Consider the following 17,206-nt stretch of genomic DNA (forward strand, 5'->3'; position numbering starts at 1 on the left):
CGCGAGCGATCCGGGGCCGGCGTCCGGCGGAAGGTGGAGATACGGCGGGCGGGTGTCGTCCGAAAGGATGACACCCGCCCGTGATCGCTCCGGCGTTAGGGCCGGGTCACTGCGCGTCGCGCTGCTGCACCGCGAGGGCCCGCTCGACGCCGGCGAGGTTCTCGCGCACGAGGCGGCGAAGCGCCGCGGGGGCGTCGGAGTGCTCGGCGAGCCAGGCCCGGGTCGCGTCGCGCAGCGCGACGTTCGCGAGCGGCGCCGGGTACAGCCCGATGATCAGGTACTCGGCGATGTGGTACGTGCGGCTGTCCCAGATCGGCAGCAGCATGTCGAAGTACGGCGCGACGAACGCCTCGAGCGCGTCGACGCCGGCGGGGTGCACGAACCCGGCCGAGGCGGCGCGCACGACGGTGTTCGGCAGGTCGGCGGTGTCGATGAGCGAGGCCCACGCGGCGCGCTTGGATGCCTCGTCGGGGAGGGCCGCCTTGGCCTGCGCCGCGAACTCGCCGCCCTTCGCCGTGTTGTCGGCGGCGAGGGCAGCGTCGATGTCGGCGGCCGTGACGAGCCCGCCCGCGGCGAGCGAGACCAGCAGCGCCCACGACAGGTCGGCGTCGATCTCGAGTCCGGCGAGGGTCGTGTCGCCGTCCCGGAGCGCGCGCACCTGCTCCCACTGCGCGGGAGTGGCCGCGGCGCTCGCGAAGCCCGTCACGAACTGCAGCTGGCTGTCGCTGCCCGCCTCCGCGGCCTGGGCGAGCGCCCACAGCCCGTCGGCGACCTTCTCGCGCGTTGCGGCGCGCTCGGCCGGGTCGACATAGGAGTTCGCGGCGAGCTGCAGCTGGCCGAGGGTGGTGCGGACGGTCGTCGACTCGGTCTCGGCGCCGATGTTGCGGAGCACCAGGTCGACGTAGTCGGATGCCGAGGCCTCCGCATCGCGGGTCTGATCCCACGCGGCGCCCCAGACGAGCGAGCGGGCGAGCGGGTCGGCGATGCCGCCGAGGTGCGCGATCGCCGTCTCGAGCGAGCGCGCGTCGAGGCGGATCTTCGCGTAGGCGAGGTCCTCGTCGTTCAGCAGCACGAGGTCGGGCTGGGCGAGGCCGGTGAGCTCGGGGACCTCGGTGAGGTCGCCGTCGACGTCGAGCTCCACGTGGTGCGTGCGCACGAGCGCGTCACCGTCGAGCGTGTAGAAGCCGACACCGAGGCGGTGCGGGCGGATCGTCGGGTAGTCGGCGGGCGCCGTCTGCACGATCGCGAAGCGGGTGATGGTGCCCGAGGCATCCGTCTTCAGCTCCGGGGCGAGCGTGTTGACGCCCGCCGTCTCGAGCCACTTCTGCGACCACGACGACAGGTCACGACCGCTCGTGGTCTCGAGCTCGGTGAGGAGGTCAGCGAGCTCGGTGTTGCCGAAGGCGTGCTTCTGGAAGTACGCGCCGACGCCGGCGAAGAACTCGTCGATGCCGACCCAGGAGGTCAGCTGCTTGAGCACCGAACCGCCCTTGGCGTAGGTGATGCCGTCGAAGTTCACCTCGACGTCATGGAGGTCGTTGATCTCCGCGACGACCGGGTGCGTCGAGGGCAGCTGGTCCTGGCGGTACGCCCAGGTCTTCTCCATCGCGTTGAAGGTCGTCCACGCGCCGGTCCACTCCGTGGCCTCGGCGGTCGCGATGGTCGAGGCCCACTCGGCGAACGACTCGTTCAGCCAGAGGTCGTTCCACCACTTCATGGTGACGAGGTCGCCGAACCACATGTGCGCGAGCTCGTGCAGGATCGTGACGACGCGGCGCTCCTTGACGGCGTCGGTCACCTTCGAGCGGAAGACGTAGGTCTCGGTGAACGTCACCGCGCCCGCGTTCTCCATCGCGCCCGCGTTGAACTCGGGGACGAACAGCTGGTCGTACTTCGCGAACGGGTACGGGTAGCCGAACTTCTCCTCGTAGTACGCGAACCCCTCGCGGGTCTTGTCGAAGATGTAGTCGGCGTCGAGGTGGTGCCAGAGGCTCTTGCGGCCGTAGACCCCGAGCGGGATGGTGCGGCCGGAGGCGCTCTGCAGCTCCGAGAGCGTCGACTCATACGGGCCCGCGACGATCGCGGTGATGTACGAGGAGATGCGCGGGGTGGGCTCGAACGTCCACGTCGCCGCGGCCTCGGCGCCTTCGGCCGGCACGGGCTCGGGCGTAGGGGAGTTGGAGATGACCTTCCACGCCGCGGGCGCGGTGATCGTGAACTGGAAGGTCGCCTTCAGGTCGGGCTGCTCGAACACCGCGAACACGCGGCGCGAGTCGGGCACCTCGAACTGCGAGTAGAGGTACACCTCGCCGTCGACGGGGTCGACGAAGCGATGCAGACCCTCGCCGGTGTTCGTGTAGAGGCAGTCGGCGTCGACGACGAGCTCGTTCTCGGCGGCGAGGCCGTCGAGCGCGATGCGCGAGTCGGCGAAGGCGGCGGCCGGGTCGATCGCCACGCCGTTCAGCGTGATCTCGCGGACGTCCCGCGCGATCAGGTCGATGAAGGTCGACGCGCCCTCGGTGGCGGTGAAGCGCACGACGGTGCGCGAGCGGAACACGTCGGGGCCCGTCGTCAGGTCGAGCTCGACGGCGTAGCTGTCGGTCGAGACGAGCGCGCGGCGGTCCTGCGCTTCGAGGCGGGTGAGGTTCTGTCCAGGCACTGCGTTGCTCCCAAGGGTGAAGGTGGGATGCCGCGGACCGGCGCTGCTGGCGCCGACGGCAACTTGTCAAGCCTACGGCGTCGGGCCGCTCCGCTCACGTCTGACGTGATCACGCGCGTGCCCGATCGCCGTGGGCAGGTCGTCGAAGAGGTGCTTGTGGTGGCGGAGGGCGCCGAGCACGCCGACGGTGCGGAAGAGGTCTTCGTGACGCGGTTGGATGCCTTTGATCAAGACCGTGACCCCACGGGCCTCGAGCGCCTGGACGATGTCGCCCAGCATCCGTGCGCCCGTCGCGTCGACGAGCTCGAGCTGACTCATCCGCAGCACCACCACCGACACCCCGCTGATCGCGCGGATCTCGTCGAAGATGCGATCGGCCGCGGTGAAGACGAGCGGGCCGTCGAGGCGCAGGATCGCGATGCGCTCGTCGCCCTCTGCCGCGCCGTCGTGGCGGAGCCCGTCGGGCGCGTCGTCGTCCGCTGCCGGGCTCGGCACGACGTGCGGCGCGTCGACGCTCTCGCGGTGCACCGACGACGAGCGCGACAGGCTCCGCAGGGCGACGACCCCGGCGAGCACGACGCCGATCACGACGGCGACGATGAGGTCGAACGACACCGTGACGACCGCCGTCACGACGAAGGCCAGCGCGTCGGCGCGGGTGGAGCGCAGGATCGCGCGCACCGTGCCGAGGTGCACCATGCGCACCGCGGTGACCATGAGCACCCCGGCGAGGGCGGCGAGCGGGATCGTGCCGACCGGACCCGCGGCGACGAGCACCACGGCGAGCAGCACGACGGAGTGGAAGATCGCGGCGATCCGTGAGCGGCCGCCGGAGCGCACGTTGACCGCCGTGCGCGCGATCGCCCCGGTCGCGGGCATCCCGCCGAACAGCGCGGAGCCGATCGAGGCGACGCCCTGCCCGACGAGCTCGCGGTCGGGATCGAACGTCCCGGTGTCGGCCATCGACGCGGCCACGCGCCCGGAGAGCAGCGACTCGATCGCCGCGAGGGCGGCGACCGTGACGGCGGGGGTGAGCAGGGAACCCAGGAGCGCCGGATCGAGGGCGGGGATGCTCGGCGCCGGCAGTCCGCTCGGGAGGGCGCCGATGCGGGTGAGCGGGTTCGGGATCACGAGGGCGAGCACGCTGACCAGGACGATGCCCACGAGCGAGCCCGGGATCGCGGCGTGCACGCGCGGGGCGAGCAGCATGCACGCCGCCACGACGAGCGCCGCCCCGAGCGACCAGGCGAGGTAGCCGGGATCGGCCGCGACGATCGACTGCATCGCGGCGACGACCGCCTGGGAGCTGTGCCCGGGTGTCGGCGTCGCGGCGGTGAGCTGCGGCACCTGCTGCAGGAAGATGATGACGGCGATGCCGAGGGTGAACCCCTCGATGACCGGCCACGGGATGAACGAGACGGCCCGGCCGAGCTTGAGCACGCCCGCCGCAAGCACGATCACCCCGGCGAGGAGCGTCACGACGACGACGGCGCCCGCACCGTGGCTCGCCACGATCGGCGCGAGCACCACGACCATCGCGCCGGTCGGCCCCGACACCTGCACGTTCGACCCGCCGAAGACGGCGGCGAGCACGCCCGCCACGATCGCGGTGACGAGGCCCGCCTCGGCGGGAAGCCCGGCGCTCACGCCGAAGCCGAGTGCGAGGGGGAGGGCGACGATGCCGACGGTGAGCCCCGCGAGCAGGTCGGCGCGCCACCCGCCCGCGAGCGGCCGTGGCGCCGCAGCGGAGATCGGCACAGCAGCGGATGCCTGGGCACCAGGCATCCGCTGCTGTGCTGATCTCCGCGGACGTGCGCGCGATCCGCGACCGCGGTAGTCGGCGGCGGAGGGGAGGAGCGCGCGCACGGAGCCCGTCACGCGGTCGCCCGCGCTGCGCCCGGTCATGCCCGTACGGCCGGGGATGCGGCGTCAGGCGCCGCGGCGGCAGGTGCGGCTGCGGCGACGGACGGGAGGTCGGTGTCGGCGAGGCCGGGGAGCGCCGGCAGGGCGCGGGCGTCGTCGAGCCGGTCGCCGTCCTCGGCGAGCATGCCGAGCAGCAGTTCGCGGGCGGCGGTGAGCAGCCTCGCGACCCGCGGGTCGGCGAGGCGGTAGTAGACGTGGCTGGCGCGGCGCTCCGACACGACGAGCCGGTGCCGGCGCAGGACGGACAGGTGCTGGGAGAGGTGCGAGGCCTCGAGCCCGGTCTCGCTCTGCAGCTCCGCGACGCTGACCTCGCTCTGGCCGGCAAGGAGCTCGAGGATGCGAATGCGGAACGGGTGCGCGAGCCCCTTGAACAGGTTCGCCTTCACCTCGTAGAGCGGGCGCTCGGCGTGACTTAGTGGCATGATGAAAGCATCATATCGCAACGCATCCGGAGCGCATCGCGCTCCCTAGGATGGGTGCATGCGCATCCACATCGCGACCGATCACGCGGGCCTCGAGTTCTCGACGCAGCTGCAGCATCACCTCGCCGAACGCGGCCACGACATCGTGGACCACGGTCCGCTCGAGTACGACCCGCTCGACGACTACCCGGCGTTCTGCATCCGTGCCGCCCAAGCCGTCATCGCCGATCAGTCCGCCGGTGTTCCCGCCCTCGGGATCGTGTTCGGTGGTTCCGGCAACGGCGAGCAGATCGCCGCGAACAAGGTGCGGGGCATCCGTGCCGCGCTCGTCTGGAGCCTCGCCATCGCCGAGCTCGCGCGTGAGCACAACGACGCGAACGTCATCTCGATCGGCGCCCGCCAGCACACCGTCGACGAGGCGATCGGCTTCATCGACCGCTTCATCGCCACGCCCTTCTCGGGTGAGGAGCGCCACGCGCGCCGCATCGCACAGCTCGCGGCGTTCGAGACCTACGGCACCCTCGAGCCCGACCCGCGTGCCGGTCTCGGGACGGACGGCGTGGCGGATGCCCCGCACGGCGGCGAGTCCGTCGACGCCTTCGATCCCGAAGCCGGCTGATGCCCGAGGGTCACTCCGTCCACCGGATCGCGCGCCAGTTCGACCGCAACTACGTCGGCCGGGTCGTCGCCGCGTCGAGCCCGCAGGGGCGCTTCGCGGAGGGCGCGGCCCTGCTCGACGGCCGCGAGGCGGTGTCGGTGCGCGCCGTCGGCAAGCAGATGTTCCTCGCGTTCGACGGCGATCTGTGGTTGCGGGTGCACCTCGGCATGTACGGCGCGTGGGACTTCGCGGGGGAGATCCTCGTCGACCCGACCATCGCGTCCGCGAACGGCCGGATGGGCCAGACGAACCAGCGCGGCACCGATCTCGTGGATTCGGACCTCGACGGGGACGCTCCCGTGCTCGATGCCGCCGGCGAGAACTCGCTGACCTCCATCGGAGCGCCCCGCCGTGCACGCGTGCACGTGCGGATGAGCGAGCAGACCCGCGGGCTCGACGCACCCGGTGACCACGACGACGCCGACGAGTGGCCGCCGCCCGTCGTCGGACAGGTGCGGCTGCGGCTCATGACCGACATCACCTGCGCCGACCTCCGCGGCCCCACGGCGTGCGAGCTGCAGACCCCCGACGAGGTGCAGGCGACGATCGCGAAGCTCGGGCCCGATCCGCTCGTCGACGACCCGGTCGCGGGCGAGGAGCGCTTCACCGAGGTCGTGCGCCGCAAGCCGACGCCGATCGGGCTGCTGCTGATGGACCAGTCGGTCGTCAGCGGCATCGGCAACGTGTACCGGGCGGAGCTCCTCTACCGCGCGCTCCTCGACCCGCACACCCCCGGCAAGCTGGTTCCCGAAGAGGTCGTCCGCAGCATCTGGCGCGACTGGTCGCGCCTGCTCGTGATCGGCGTCGAGACCGGCCAGATGATGACGATGGACGACCTCGACCCCGAGGCCTACCGCCGTGCCATGGCGCACCGCGACGACCGGCACTGGGTGTACCACCGCGCCGGGCTGCCGTGCCGTGTCTGCGGCACCGAGATCGTGCTCGAAGAGATGGGCGCCCGTAAGCTCTACTGGTGCCCGTCGTGCCAGAAGTAGACGAGTCCGGCGTCGGAACCGCAGGCGCCGTCGGAATCATCGTCAGCTCAGGAGGCGCCGCGTGAGGCAGAATCCCAGTTTCGCCATGACGGATGCCACGGAGATGCGCCGACTCATCCACGCGAACCCCTGGGTCACGATCGTGAGCTCGGGTCCGGACGGCCTCGTCGCCTCCCATTACGCCGTGCTGCTCGATGAGCCCGACGACTCCGCCGGGGGCTCCGGCGACCTCACGATCGTGGGACACGTCGGCAAACCCGACGACGCGATCCACGGGCTGGGGGAGCGTGAGCTGCTGGTCGTCGTGCAGGGGCCGCACGGGTACATCTCGCCCGGCTGGTACGGCGACGTGGCGAGCGTGCCGACGTGGAACTTCGTGTCGGTGCACCTGAGCGGCGTGCCCGAGGTGCTGAGCCCGGAGGAGAACCTGCGCGTGCTCGACCGGCTGGTCGCGCGGTTCGAGCAGAGCCTGCCGCAGCCGCGGCTCATGTGGCAGGCGCCGAACGACGAGGAGTACGTGCGACGCCTCGAACGCGGCACCGTCGGGTTCCGGCTGAGGCCGACCAAGGTCGTCGCCAAGCGCAAGCTCAGCCAGAACAAGTCCGACGAGGTCGTCGACACGATCATCGCCGAACTCGACGCCGGTGCGAGCCCGTACGCCGATCCGCGGCTGCCCGACGAGATGCGCCGCGCCCACGGGGCGCTCCGCGCCGCGCGGGGCGAGCGGTGAGCGGGGCCGGCCGCGGGGAGCGTCCCGCCGTCATCGCGCGGGCGCGCCTGACCGGGGTCGATCGGCTCGACCCGTTCGGCGATGACCTCGTCGACGTGCACCTGTCCGGCGGGCGCATCGTCGACCTCGCCCCCGCCGGCGCGCTGCCCCACCGCGGGATCGTCGTCGACGCCGACGGCGGCTGGGTGATCCCCGGGCTCTGGGACCATCACGTGCACACGGTGCAGTGGGCCCTCGTCGCCCAGCGCCAGCCGCTCCACGAGACGCGGACCGCGCGCGAGGCCGCCGCCCTCATGGGCGCCGCCGCCGTGCTCGAGGGCGACCGCCGCGTGGGCACCGGGTTCCGCGATGCGCTGTGGCCGGATGCCCCGACCCTTGCGCTCCTCGACGAGCACACCGGGTCGGTGCCGACCTACCTCATCAACGCCGACGTGCACAGTGTCTGGATGAACACCGCCGCCTTCCGACGCGAGGGCTACGCGATCGAGGAGAGCGGGCTCGTGCGCGAAGAGCCGGCCTTCGAGATCTCGCGCCGCCTCAACGCCGCCGATCCGCTTCTCGGCGACCGGCTGGTGCGGGGCGCCCTCGACCGCGCCGCGACGCGGGGGATCGTCGGCGTCGTCGACCTCGACATGGCGTGGAACGCGGAGGCGTGGGCGCGCCGCCTCGAGGCCGGGTTCGACACCACCCGCATCCGCTTCGGCATCTATCCCGCGCAGCTCGAGCGCGCGCTCGCCGAGGGGGTCGCGACCGGTGACGCGCTCGATCCTGACGGCCTCGTGCGGGTCGGCTCACTGAAGGTGATCACCGACGGCTCGCTCGGCACCCGTACCGCCGCGTGCTCGCACTCCTACCCCGGCGACCCGCACAACCACGGCGTGCTGACGGTGGCGCCGGACGCGCTCGCCGACCTGATGACCCGCGCCACGGGCGGCGGCCTGTCCTGCGCCGTGCACGCCATCGGCGACCTCGCGAACTCGCACGCGCTCGACGCGTTCGCTCTCACCGGCGCGACGGGCACCATCGAGCACGCGCAGCTGGTCGCCCACGCCGACATCCCGCGGTTCGCGCGCCTCGGCGTGGGGGCGAGCGTGCAGCCCGAACATGCGATCGACGACCGCGACATGACCGACACCATCTGGGCCGAGCAGACCGCGATCGCCTATCCGCTGCGCTCTCTCGCCGACGCCGGCGCGAATCTGCTCTTCGGCTCGGATGCCCCCGTCGCCGCCCTCGACCCCTGGGCGGCGATGGCCGCCGCCGTCCATCGCACGCGCGACGGGCGCGAGCCGTGGCATCCCGATCAGGCCGTCGATGCGGCGACGGCGCTCGCCGCCTCGACGGGCGCGGGTTCGCTCGCCCGTGCGACGCTCGTTCCCGGCGACGTCGCAGACCTCGTCGTGGTCGACCGCGACCCGCTGACGGCGGACGAGTCGTCCCTCCGCGCCACCGAGGTGCAGGCGACACTCCTCGCCGGGCGGCTCACCCACGCTCGCTGACCGCGCCGGGGCCGAGGTGCCGGGCAAGCCCGTGCACGGCGCGCACCCCCCGCCAGACGCACGGATGCCCCGGGCGTCGGCCCGGGGCATCCGTCAGCTTTCGGCGATCAGCGTCCGCTCACGCGGCGAGGTGCGCGGAGAGGAACCAGCGGTCCTTCTCGAGGCCCGCCTTGATCGCGATGGCGACGTCCTGGCTCGTCAGGTCGGTCTCGTCGAGACCGTCGATCGCGGCCTGCGCGTCGGCGATCACGGCATCCATGTCGGCGATGATCGCGGTGATCTCGTCCTGCCACTGCGCGAACCCGGCGGGAACGGTCGTGGCCGGCACCTTCTCGGCGATGGTCGACACGCGCGCGTCGATCGGCAGGCCGAGGGCGACGATGCGCTCCGCGGCGAGGTCGGCGAAGCCCCGCGCGTTGGCGACGACCGAGTCGAGAAGCTCGTGGATCGCGATGAAGTTGCTGCCGCGCACGTTCCAGTGCGCCTGCTTGCCGTTGACCGCGAGGGCCTGCAGGCCGAGCGCCACCGGGGTCAGGAACTGCGCCGTGCTCGCGGATGCCTCGGGGCTCGCGGCGGTCGTCGAGATCGTCTGCGTCTTGCTCATGATCAGGCCTCCATTCGTCGGGGATTCCCCCACATCACCTGTAACACTACTCAGCACCCGGCATTCCGCAAGCAAGAGAAGGCTCGGCTTACGCCGGTGCGACACGCGCCGAAACGCGCGGCCGCTCGGGCTATCGTCGGAGCCATGACGATCGCTGACGACGCCTCGATCCTCTCCGTTCCCGCCGGGACCCCCCGCCTGCACGAGAGCGCGTTCGTCGCCTCCGGTGCGCGCGTGATCGGCGACGTGACCCTCGCCGAGGGGGCGAGCGTCTGGTACAACGCGGTGGTCCGCGGCGACAGCGCCCCGATCGTCCTCGGTGCGGGGAGCAACCTGCAGGACAACGTCTCGGTGCACGTCGACCGGGGCTCGCCCGTCGTGATCGGCGAGAACGTGTCGGTCGGCCACAACGCGGTCGTGCACGGCTGCACGATCGGCGACGGCTCGCTGATCGGCATGGGGAGCGTCGTGCTCTCCGGCGCCGTCATCGGGGCGGGATGCCTGGTCGCCGGCGGTGCCGTGGTGCTCGAGGGCACGGTCGTCCCCGACGGGTCGCTCGTCGCGGGCGTCCCCGCGAAGGTGCGGCGCGAGCTCACCGACGACGAGCGCGCCGGCATTCTGCGCAACGCCGAGATCTACCGCGCGCACTCGGCCGCGCATGCCCAGGCATCCGACGTGCGCTGAAGCCGCGGCACGCGTGCTTCGGACGCGCGTCGGACGAGGGGGAGGTGGAGGGGCTGACGGGAATCGAACCCGCGTCATTAGTTTGGAAGACTAAGGCTTTACCATTAAGCTACAGCCCCGCATCCGGCGGAGAAGCCGGGGGTGGATGCCGGTGTGCGCGGCATCTCGAAGAGTCTACAAGGTCGGTTCGGCTAGACTGACCACCGGCGGTGAATCGGCGCTCGCTCGCGTGCGCGCCCGGGGCGTAGCTCAGCTTGGTAGAGCGCCCGCTTTGGGAGCGGGAGGCCGCAGGTTCAAATCCTGTCGCCCCGACCACCGGCCCCATAGACCCAGACCCAGACCCCAGACCCCGGCCGCGCCCTGGCGTGGCCGAACAAGAGGAGAACGAACAGGCATGGTCACCAGCACCGTCGAGAAGCTCAGCCCTACCCGGGTGAAGCTGCACATCTCGGTCACCCCCGACGAGCTCAAGCCCTCGATCGCCCACGCGTACGAGCACATCGCGCAGGACATCCAGATCCCCGGCTTCCGCAAGGGCAAGGTCCCCGCCCCGATCATCGACCAGCGCGTCGGCCGTGGCGCGGTCATCGAGCACGCGGTCAGCGAGGGCCTCGACGGCTTCTACCGTGAGGCCGTCACCGCCAACGAGGTGCGCACCGTCGGTCGCCCCGCCGCCGAGGTCATCGAGTGGCCGAACGAGAACGACTTCTCCGGCGACCTCAAGGTCGACGTCGAGGTCGACGTCCGCCCCGAGTTCGACCTGCCCGAGTTGAAGGACGTCACCGTCGAGATCGAGCCCGTCGCCACCGACGACGCCGCCATCGACGCCGAGCTCGACCGCCTGCGCGGCCGCTTCGGCACGCTGGTGACCGTCGACCGCCCCGCCAAGACGGGCGACTTCGTCGAGCTGAACCTCGTCGCCACCATCGACGGCACCGAGATCGACCGCGCCGAGGGCGTGTCGTACGAGGTCGGCTCGGGCGAGCTGCTGCAGGGCATTGACGAGGCCGTCGACTCGCTCACCGCCGGTGAGGACACCACGTTCCGCTCGACGCTCGTCGGCGGCGACCACGCCGGCGACGAGGCCGAGGTCTCGGTGAGCGTCACCGCCGTCAAGGAGCGCGAGCTGCCCGACGCCGACGACGACTTCGCCCAGATGGCGAGCGAGTTCGACACGATCGCCGAGCTGCGCGACAGCCTCGCCGAGCGCCTCGCCGAGCAGTCGGTCTACGTGCAGGGCGCCGCCGCGCGCGACAAGCTCGTCGACGCGCTGATCGCCGCCGTCGAGATCCCGGTGCCGGCCCAGCTCGTCGAAGACGAGGTGCACGCGCACCTCGAGGGCGAGGGCCGCCTGGAAGACGACGTGCACCGCGCCGAGGTCACTGAGGCCAGCGAGAAGCAGTTCCGCACCCAGATGATCCTCGACAAGCTCGCCGAGGCGCACGACGTGCAGGTCTCGCAGGACGAGCTGACCCAATACCTCATCCAGTCGGCCGCGCAGTACGGCATGGCCCCGCAGGAGTTCGTCGAGGCGCTGCAGGCCCAGAACCAGCTGCCCGCGCTCGTCGGCGAGGTCGCCCGCAACAAGGCCCTCGCGATCGCGCTCGGCAAGGTCACCGTCGTCGACACCGACGGCAAGCCGGTCGACCTGACGGGCTTCATCGCGCCCGAGGACGAGGCCGCGCTCGAGGAAGAGGTCGTCGAGGAGGCGCAGGAGATCGCCGACGAGGCCGCCGACGCCGAGGCCGCCGCCGAGAAGGCTCCGGCGAAGAAGGCCCCCGCCAAGAAGGCGCCCGCCAAGAAGGATCCGGCCAAGAAGGCCGACGCCGAGAAGGCGGATGTCGACGCCGATGCCGAGAAGCCGGCCGCCAAGAAGCCGGCCGCGCGCAAGCCCGCCGCGAAGAAGGCTCCGGCGAAGAAGGCCGACGCCGAGTGATCTCGAGGAGATAGCCCGAACGGAATCGTTCAGGACGAAGGGTCGGATGCCGAGGCATCCGACCCTTCGTCGTGTCGCCGACACGGCGCTCCGCCGACGGCGAACACGGGCGGAGGGTGCTCTCCGCCTCGGTAGATTCGATGACGTAAGGAAACCCGCACACCAGGAGTATCCATGGCTGAACCACTGCTCGCCACCAGCGTCTTCGACAGGCTGTTGAAGGACCGCATCATCTGGCTCGGGTCGGAGGTGCGCGACGAGAACGCGAACGAGATCTGCGCGAAGATCCTTCTGCTGGCCGCGGAGGATTCCGAGAAGGACATCTACCTCTACGTCAACTCGCCCGGCGGGTCGATCACGGCCGGCATGGCGATCTACGACACGATGCAGTTCGTGCCGAACGACATCGTCACGGTCGGCATCGGCATGGCCGCCTCGATGGGCCAGCTGCTGCTGACCGCCGGCACCAAGGGCAAGCGCTACATCACGCCGAACGCGCGCGTGCTGCTGCACCAGCCGCACGGCGGTTTCGGCGGCACCTCGAGCGACATCCAGACGCAGGCCCAGCTCATCCTCGACATGAAGCGCCGCCTCGCCGAGATCACCGCGGCGCAGACGGGCAAGTCCGTCGAGCAGATCAACGCCGACGGCGACCGGGACCGCTGGTTCACCGCCCAGGAGGCGCTCGACTACGGCTTCGTCGACCACATCCGCGAATCGGCGACCGACGTCGTCGGCGGTGGCGGCACCGAATCCGGCACCCTGCCCGGCACCACCCCCGCGAACTGACCGAAGGAGCACAACGAATGAACACCCCCGCCTTCGGCGCCCCGTCGCATTCCCCGAGCGGCATGCAGCTGCCCGGGCTGATGCCGCAGAGCCGGTACATCCTGCCCCAGTTCGAGGAGCGCACCGCCTACGGCTACAAGCGCCAGGACCCGTACAACAAGCTGTTCGAAGACCGCGTGATCTTCCTCGGCGTGCAGGTCGACGACGCGTCTGCCGATGACGTCATGGCCCAGCTGCTCGTGCTCGAGTCGCAGGACCCCGACCGCGACATCATCATGTACATCAACTCGCCCGGCGGCTCGTTCACGGCGATGACGGCGATCTACGACACCATGCAGTACGTGTCGCCGCAGATCCAGACGGTCGTGCTCGGGCAGGCCGCCTCCGCGGCCTCCGTGCTGCTGGCGGCTGGCGCCCCCGGCAAGCGCCTGGCGCTGCCCAACGCGCGCATCCTCATCCACCAGCCCGCCGTCGGCGAGGCCGGTCATGGCCAGGCATCCGACATCGAGATCCAGGCCGCGGAGATCCTCCGGATGCGCACCTGGCTCGAGGAGACCATGGCGCGGCACACCAACCGCACCCAGGAGCAGGTCAATAAGGACATCGACCGCGACAAGATCCTCTCCGCGCACGAGGCGATGGAGTACGGGATCGTCGACCAGGTGCTGACCTCGCGCAAGCGTCAGCCCGCGGCGATTACGTCCTGACGCCTCGCCCGCCACGAAGCCCCGCCGTGCACTGCATCCGTCGTTGCACCGGCGGGGCTTCATCGTCCCGTCGACAACCGGTGACTCAATCCGCCGATGTGTCGGCGGCCTCGGTTAGGCTCGAAGTGCATTCTGAGTGGTTCCTGAAGGGGGAGCAACATGGCTCGCATCGGTGAGAGCGCCGACCTGTTCAAATGCTCCTTCTGCGGCAAGAGCCAGAAGCAGGTGCAGCAGCTGATCGCCGGCCCCGGCGTGTACATCTGCGACGAGTGCGTGGAGCTCTGCAACGAGATCATCGAAGAGCGCATGGCCGAGTCGGGGGAGGGCGCGGTCGCCGACTTCGACCTGCCGAAGCCCCGCGAGATCTACGCGTTCCTCGAGGAGTACGTCGTCGGGCAGGATGCCGCGAAGAAGGCCCTCGCCGTCGCGGTCTACAACCACTACAAGCGGGTCCGCGCGCACGGCACCCTGCTGCCCGCCGAGCAGCGCGCCGACGAGGTGGAGATAGCGAAGAGCAACATCCTGCTCCTCGGGCCCACCGGCTGCGGCAAGACGTATCTGGCGCAGACGCTCGCCAAGCGCCTGAATGTGCCGTTCGCCGTCGCGGACGCCACGGCGCTGACCGAGGCGGGCTACGTCGGCGAAGACGTCGAGAACATCCTGCTGAAGCTGCTGCAGGCCGCCGACTTCGACGTGAAGCGCGCCGAGACGGGCATCATCTACATCGACGAGGTCGACAAGATCGCCCGCAAGGCCGAGAACCCCTCGATCACCCGCGACGTGTCCGGCGAGGGCGTGCAGCAGGCGCTGCTGAAGATCCTCGAGGGCACCGTCGCCTCGGTGCCGCCGCAGGGCGGGCGCAAGCACCCGCATCAGGAGTTCATCCAGATCGACACGACGAACGTGCTGTTCATCGTCGCGGGCGCGTTCGCGGGTCTCGAAGACATCATCTCGTCGCGCGTCGGCAAGCACGGCGTCGGCTTCGGCGCCCCGCTGCAGGAGAAGGGCAAGGAGCTCGACCTGTTCAGCGAGGTCGAGCCCGAAGACCTGCACAAGTTCGGTCTCATCCCCGAGTTCATCGGCCGCCTGCCCGTCGTCACCTCGGTCGCGCCGCTCGACCAGGAGGCGCTGATCGAGATCCTCACCGGCCCGAAGAACGCGTTCGTGAAGCAGTATCAGCGCATGTTCGAGCTCGACGGCGCCGAGCTCGAGTTCGAGGATGACGCGCTCCGCGCGATCGCCGATCTCGCCGTCGCGCGCAAGACCGGTGCACGCGGCCTCCGCGCGATCCTCGAAGACGTGCTCGGTCCGATCATGTTCGACATCCCGTCGACCGAAGACGTCGCCAAGGTCATCGTGACACCCGCCGCCGTCACCGAGGGTGCCCCCCCGACGCTCGTCCTGGAGCGCAAGCGCAAGAGCGCGTGAGTCCACGCTCGGCGACGGCGCGGAGTCCGCGGAGCTCGCCGTAGGTCGGTGGCCACGCCGGCCGCCCGCACCGCCTGCACGTCGGCGGGGCGGGCACGCCGAAGGGGTGAGGCGTCACGCCAGGCCGCGGCGGGCGAGCAGGGGTGCGATCTCGGCATCCCGCCCGCGGAAGTCGCGGTACGCCTCGAGCGGATCCTTCGAGCCGCCGACGCCCAGCAGTCGCTGGCGGAAGCGGTCGCCGTTCGCACGCGCGAGCCCGCCGTTCTCGGTGAACCACTCGACGGTGTCGGCGTCGAGCACCTCGCTCCAGATGTACGAGTAGTACCCGGCGCTGTAACCGCCCGAGAACACGTGCGCGAAGTAGGTCGACGAGTAGCGCGTCGGCACGAGTGGATTGTCGAGGCCGATGTCGGCGAGGGCGGATGCCTCGAAGTCCGCGACATCCGTCACCGCCGCCGCCTCCTCGGCGCCCAGCGAGTGCCAGGCCTGGTCGATCCACGCCGCGGCGAGGTACTCGCTCGTCGCGAAGCCCTGGTTGAAAGCCTCCGACGCGTGCAGCTTCTCGGTGACCTCGGCCGGCAGCGGCTCGTCGGTGTCGATGTGGCGGGCGTACGACGCGAGCACCTCGGGCCATAGGATCCACATCTCGTTGACCTGACTCGGGAACTCGACGAAGTCGCGGAAGACGTTCGTGCCCGCGAAGTGCGGGTAGGTCACCGTCGCGAACAGTCCGTGCAGCGCGTGGCCGAACTCGTGGAACAGGGTCGTCACCTCGTCGAGCGTGAGGAGCGTCGGCTGCCCCTCGGCCGGCCGCGGCACGTTGAGGTTGTTGACGACGACCGGTGACGTGCCCCGCAGGGCCGATTGCGAGACGATCGAGTTCATCCACGCGCCGCCCCGCTTGGTGTCGCGCGTGTACAGGTCGAGCAGGTAGAGCCCGAGCGGCGAGCCGTCGGCTTCGCGCACTTCGAACACCCGCACGTCGGGGTGGTAGCCGAGGAGGTCGTCCCGCTCGGTGAACGTGATGCCGTAGAGCTCCGTCGCCGCGCGGAACACACCGTCCTGCAGCACACGCTCGGCCTCGAACCAGGGGCGCAGGGCCGTGCGGTCGAGGTCGTACTCCGCCGCGCGGACGCGCTCGGTGTAGTACGCCCAGTCATGCGCGTCGATCGGGAAGGGTTCGTCCTCGGCATCCACGATCGCCTGCAGCGCCGCCGCCTCGGCGCGGGCGTTTCGGGCAGCCGGTACGGCGAGGCGCCGCAGCAGATCGTGCACGGCCCCCGGCGACCCGGCGGTCTCGTCGCTCGTGACGTAGGCGGCGTGGCTCGAGTAGCCGAGCAGTGCCGCTCGCTCGGCGCGCAGTCGCACGATCTCGCGCAGCACGTCACGGTTGTCGTGCTCGTTGCCGCGCGAACCCCGGCTGCGCGAGGCTTCGAGCAGCCGCCGACGGCTCTCGCGATCGGTCAGGCTCGACAGATACGGATGCCCCGTGAACAGCGTGAGCGTCACGACGTAGCGACCGGGGAGCCCCCGGTCGGCGGCGTTCTGCGCGGCGGCCGACAGCTCGCCGTCCGTGAGGCCGTCGAGCTCGACGGCGTCGTCGAAGACCACCGCAAGGTCGTTCGTGTCGGCGAGGAGGTTCTTCTCGAAGGTGGTGGTGAGCACCGAGAGTCGCTGGTTCAGCTCGGTCAGTCGTTCCTTCTCGGCGTCGTCGAGCCCCGCACCGGCGTGCGTCATCTCGCGGTAGTGCCGTTCGACGAGGTAGCGCTGCTCCGCGTCGAGGTCGAGCTCGTCGAGGCGCTCGTGCAGGGTCGCGATGCGCCAGTACAGGGCGCTGTCGAGCTGGACGGCGTCGTTGTGTGCGGCCATCAGCGGAGCGAGAGTCTCCTCGATCTGCTGGATGTCGGCGGTCGCATCGGCCGAGGAGACGGTGTAGAAGGTGCGCGCCACGCGCCCGAGCAGGTCGCCCGAGCGCTCCAGCGCGACGACGGTGTTCTCGAACGTGGGCATCGAGCGAACGCGCGTGATGGCGTCGATCTCGCGACGGTGCTCCGCGAACGCCTCCTCGAAAGCGGGCAGGTAGTGCTCCGGTGCGATCTCCCGGTAGTCGGGAAGTCCATAGGGGAGAGTGGCGGGGGACAGCAGGGGATTCGCATCGGCCATGCGGCCAGC

Annotated in this window: 14 protein-coding genes and 2 tRNA genes; 10 read left to right on the forward strand and 6 right to left on the reverse strand. The window is 70.8% G+C overall.

Annotation, left to right across the window (positions count from 1 at the left end; all coding sequences use genetic code 11):
* Positions 1–106: 106 nt before the first annotated feature.
* The 3 genes from pepN to FHX68_RS01875 all read right to left on the reverse strand — a co-directional run bounded on the left by pepN (position 107) and on the right by FHX68_RS01875 (position 5,004).
* Positions 107–2,659, reverse strand: a complete 2,553-nt coding sequence (gene pepN / locus FHX68_RS01865) for an aminopeptidase N (RefSeq protein WP_141380005.1) — start codon at positions 2,657–2,659, stop codon at positions 107–109.
* Between the two features lie 72 nt (positions 2,660–2,731).
* On the reverse strand, positions 2,732–4,564 hold the full coding sequence (locus FHX68_RS01870) for a SulP family inorganic anion transporter (RefSeq protein WP_229661487.1): 1,833 nt from the start codon (positions 4,562–4,564) through the stop codon (positions 2,732–2,734).
* Complete coding sequence (locus FHX68_RS01875) at positions 4,561–5,004, reverse strand: ArsR/SmtB family transcription factor (protein WP_141380004.1); 444 nt, start codon at positions 5,002–5,004, stop codon at positions 4,561–4,563. Before FHX68_RS01875 ends, FHX68_RS01870 begins: the two co-directional genes overlap by 4 nt.
* A gap of 58 nt (positions 5,005–5,062) precedes the next feature.
* Between FHX68_RS01875 and FHX68_RS01880 the strand changes: the two genes are divergently transcribed.
* The 4 genes from FHX68_RS01880 to FHX68_RS01895 all read left to right on the forward strand — a co-directional run bounded on the left by FHX68_RS01880 (position 5,063) and on the right by FHX68_RS01895 (position 8,886).
* The gene (locus FHX68_RS01880) at positions 5,063–5,623 is read left to right on the forward strand and encodes a ribose-5-phosphate isomerase (RefSeq protein WP_141380002.1); all 561 of its coding nucleotides are present in this window, start codon (positions 5,063–5,065) and stop codon (positions 5,621–5,623) included.
* On the forward strand, positions 5,623–6,657 hold the full coding sequence (locus FHX68_RS01885; protein ID WP_141380000.1) for an Fpg/Nei family DNA glycosylase: 1,035 nt from the start codon (positions 5,623–5,625) through the stop codon (positions 6,655–6,657). Before FHX68_RS01880 ends, FHX68_RS01885 begins: the two co-directional genes overlap by 1 nt.
* Positions 6,658–6,718: 61 nt before the next feature.
* Entirely contained in the window at positions 6,719–7,387 is a 669-nt protein-coding gene (locus tag FHX68_RS01890; protein WP_174799099.1) for an FMN-binding negative transcriptional regulator, read from the forward strand.
* Complete coding sequence (locus tag FHX68_RS01895) at positions 7,384–8,886, forward strand: amidohydrolase (protein WP_141379998.1); 1,503 nt, start codon at positions 7,384–7,386, stop codon at positions 8,884–8,886. The genes FHX68_RS01890 and FHX68_RS01895 overlap by 4 nt, the downstream gene beginning before the upstream one ends.
* Positions 8,887–9,004: 118 nt before the next feature.
* Here FHX68_RS01895 and FHX68_RS01900 read toward each other — a convergent pair whose 3' ends face one another.
* Positions 9,005–9,490, reverse strand: a complete 486-nt coding sequence (locus tag FHX68_RS01900; RefSeq protein WP_141379996.1) for a Dps family protein — start codon at positions 9,488–9,490, stop codon at positions 9,005–9,007.
* 144 nt (positions 9,491–9,634) lie between these two features.
* On the opposite strand from FHX68_RS01900, the gene FHX68_RS01905 reads away from it, so the two are divergent.
* Positions 9,635–10,174: a gamma carbonic anhydrase family protein gene (locus FHX68_RS01905; protein WP_141379995.1), complete on the forward strand. Its 540-nt coding sequence runs from the start codon at positions 9,635–9,637 to the stop codon at positions 10,172–10,174.
* A gap of 45 nt (positions 10,175–10,219) precedes the next feature.
* Here FHX68_RS01905 and FHX68_RS01910 read toward each other — a convergent pair.
* Positions 10,220–10,293, reverse strand: a tRNA-Gly gene (locus tag FHX68_RS01910).
* Between the two features lie 119 nt (positions 10,294–10,412).
* Between FHX68_RS01910 and FHX68_RS01915 the strand changes: the two genes are divergently transcribed.
* From FHX68_RS01915 to clpX, 5 genes are all read left to right on the forward strand, one after another.
* Positions 10,413–10,489, forward strand: a tRNA-Pro gene (locus FHX68_RS01915).
* A gap of 79 nt (positions 10,490–10,568) precedes the next feature.
* On the forward strand, positions 10,569–12,110 hold the full coding sequence (tig, locus tag FHX68_RS01920; RefSeq protein ID WP_141379993.1) for a trigger factor: 1,542 nt from the start codon (positions 10,569–10,571) through the stop codon (positions 12,108–12,110).
* Between the two features lie 174 nt (positions 12,111–12,284).
* Positions 12,285–12,899: an ATP-dependent Clp protease proteolytic subunit gene (locus tag FHX68_RS01925; protein WP_141379992.1), complete on the forward strand. Its 615-nt coding sequence runs from the start codon at positions 12,285–12,287 to the stop codon at positions 12,897–12,899.
* Between the two features lie 17 nt (positions 12,900–12,916).
* Complete coding sequence (locus FHX68_RS01930; protein ID WP_373288696.1) at positions 12,917–13,606, forward strand: ATP-dependent Clp protease proteolytic subunit; 690 nt, start codon at positions 12,917–12,919, stop codon at positions 13,604–13,606.
* A gap of 159 nt (positions 13,607–13,765) precedes the next feature.
* Complete coding sequence (clpX, locus tag FHX68_RS01935; protein WP_141379991.1) at positions 13,766–15,034, forward strand: ATP-dependent Clp protease ATP-binding subunit ClpX; 1,269 nt, start codon at positions 13,766–13,768, stop codon at positions 15,032–15,034.
* A gap of 114 nt (positions 15,035–15,148) precedes the next feature.
* Here the strand turns inward: clpX and FHX68_RS01940 are convergent, their stop codons facing one another.
* Positions 15,149–17,197 carry a M3 family metallopeptidase gene (locus FHX68_RS01940; protein WP_141379990.1) on the reverse strand — a complete coding sequence of 683 codons (2,049 nt, stop codon included), beginning with the start codon at positions 17,195–17,197 and terminating at the stop codon, positions 15,149–15,151.
* Positions 17,198–17,206 lie beyond the last annotated feature (9 nt).

Origin of the sequence: Microbacterium lacticum, assembly GCF_006716815.1 — a bacterium.
GTDB lineage: Bacteria > Actinomycetota > Actinomycetes > Actinomycetales > Microbacteriaceae > Microbacterium > Microbacterium lacticum.

Coding starts and splice junctions, on each gene's coding strand:
- FHX68_RS01940 (WP_141379990.1), bottom strand. CDS start 17,197: ATGGCCGATGCGAATCCCCTGCTGTCCCCCGCCACTCTCCCCTATGGA.
- FHX68_RS01900 (WP_141379996.1), bottom strand. CDS start 9,490: ATGAGCAAGACGCAGACGATCTCGACGACCGCCGCGAGCCCCGAGGCA.
- FHX68_RS01880 (WP_141380002.1), top strand. CDS start 5,063: ATGCGCATCCACATCGCGACCGATCACGCGGGCCTCGAGTTCTCGACG.
- tig (WP_141379993.1), top strand. CDS start 10,569: ATGGTCACCAGCACCGTCGAGAAGCTCAGCCCTACCCGGGTGAAGCTG.
- FHX68_RS01925 (WP_141379992.1), top strand. CDS start 12,285: ATGGCTGAACCACTGCTCGCCACCAGCGTCTTCGACAGGCTGTTGAAG.
- FHX68_RS01870 (WP_229661487.1), bottom strand. CDS start 4,564: ATGACCGGGCGCAGCGCGGGCGACCGCGTGACGGGCTCCGTGCGCGCG.
- FHX68_RS01875 (WP_141380004.1), bottom strand. CDS start 5,004: ATGCCACTAAGTCACGCCGAGCGCCCGCTCTACGAGGTGAAGGCGAAC.
- clpX (WP_141379991.1), top strand. CDS start 13,766: ATGGCTCGCATCGGTGAGAGCGCCGACCTGTTCAAATGCTCCTTCTGC.
- FHX68_RS01930 (WP_373288696.1), top strand. CDS start 12,917: ATGAACACCCCCGCCTTCGGCGCCCCGTCGCATTCCCCGAGCGGCATG.
- FHX68_RS01885 (WP_141380000.1), top strand. CDS start 5,623: ATGCCCGAGGGTCACTCCGTCCACCGGATCGCGCGCCAGTTCGACCGC.
- FHX68_RS01905 (WP_141379995.1), top strand. CDS start 9,635: ATGACGATCGCTGACGACGCCTCGATCCTCTCCGTTCCCGCCGGGACC.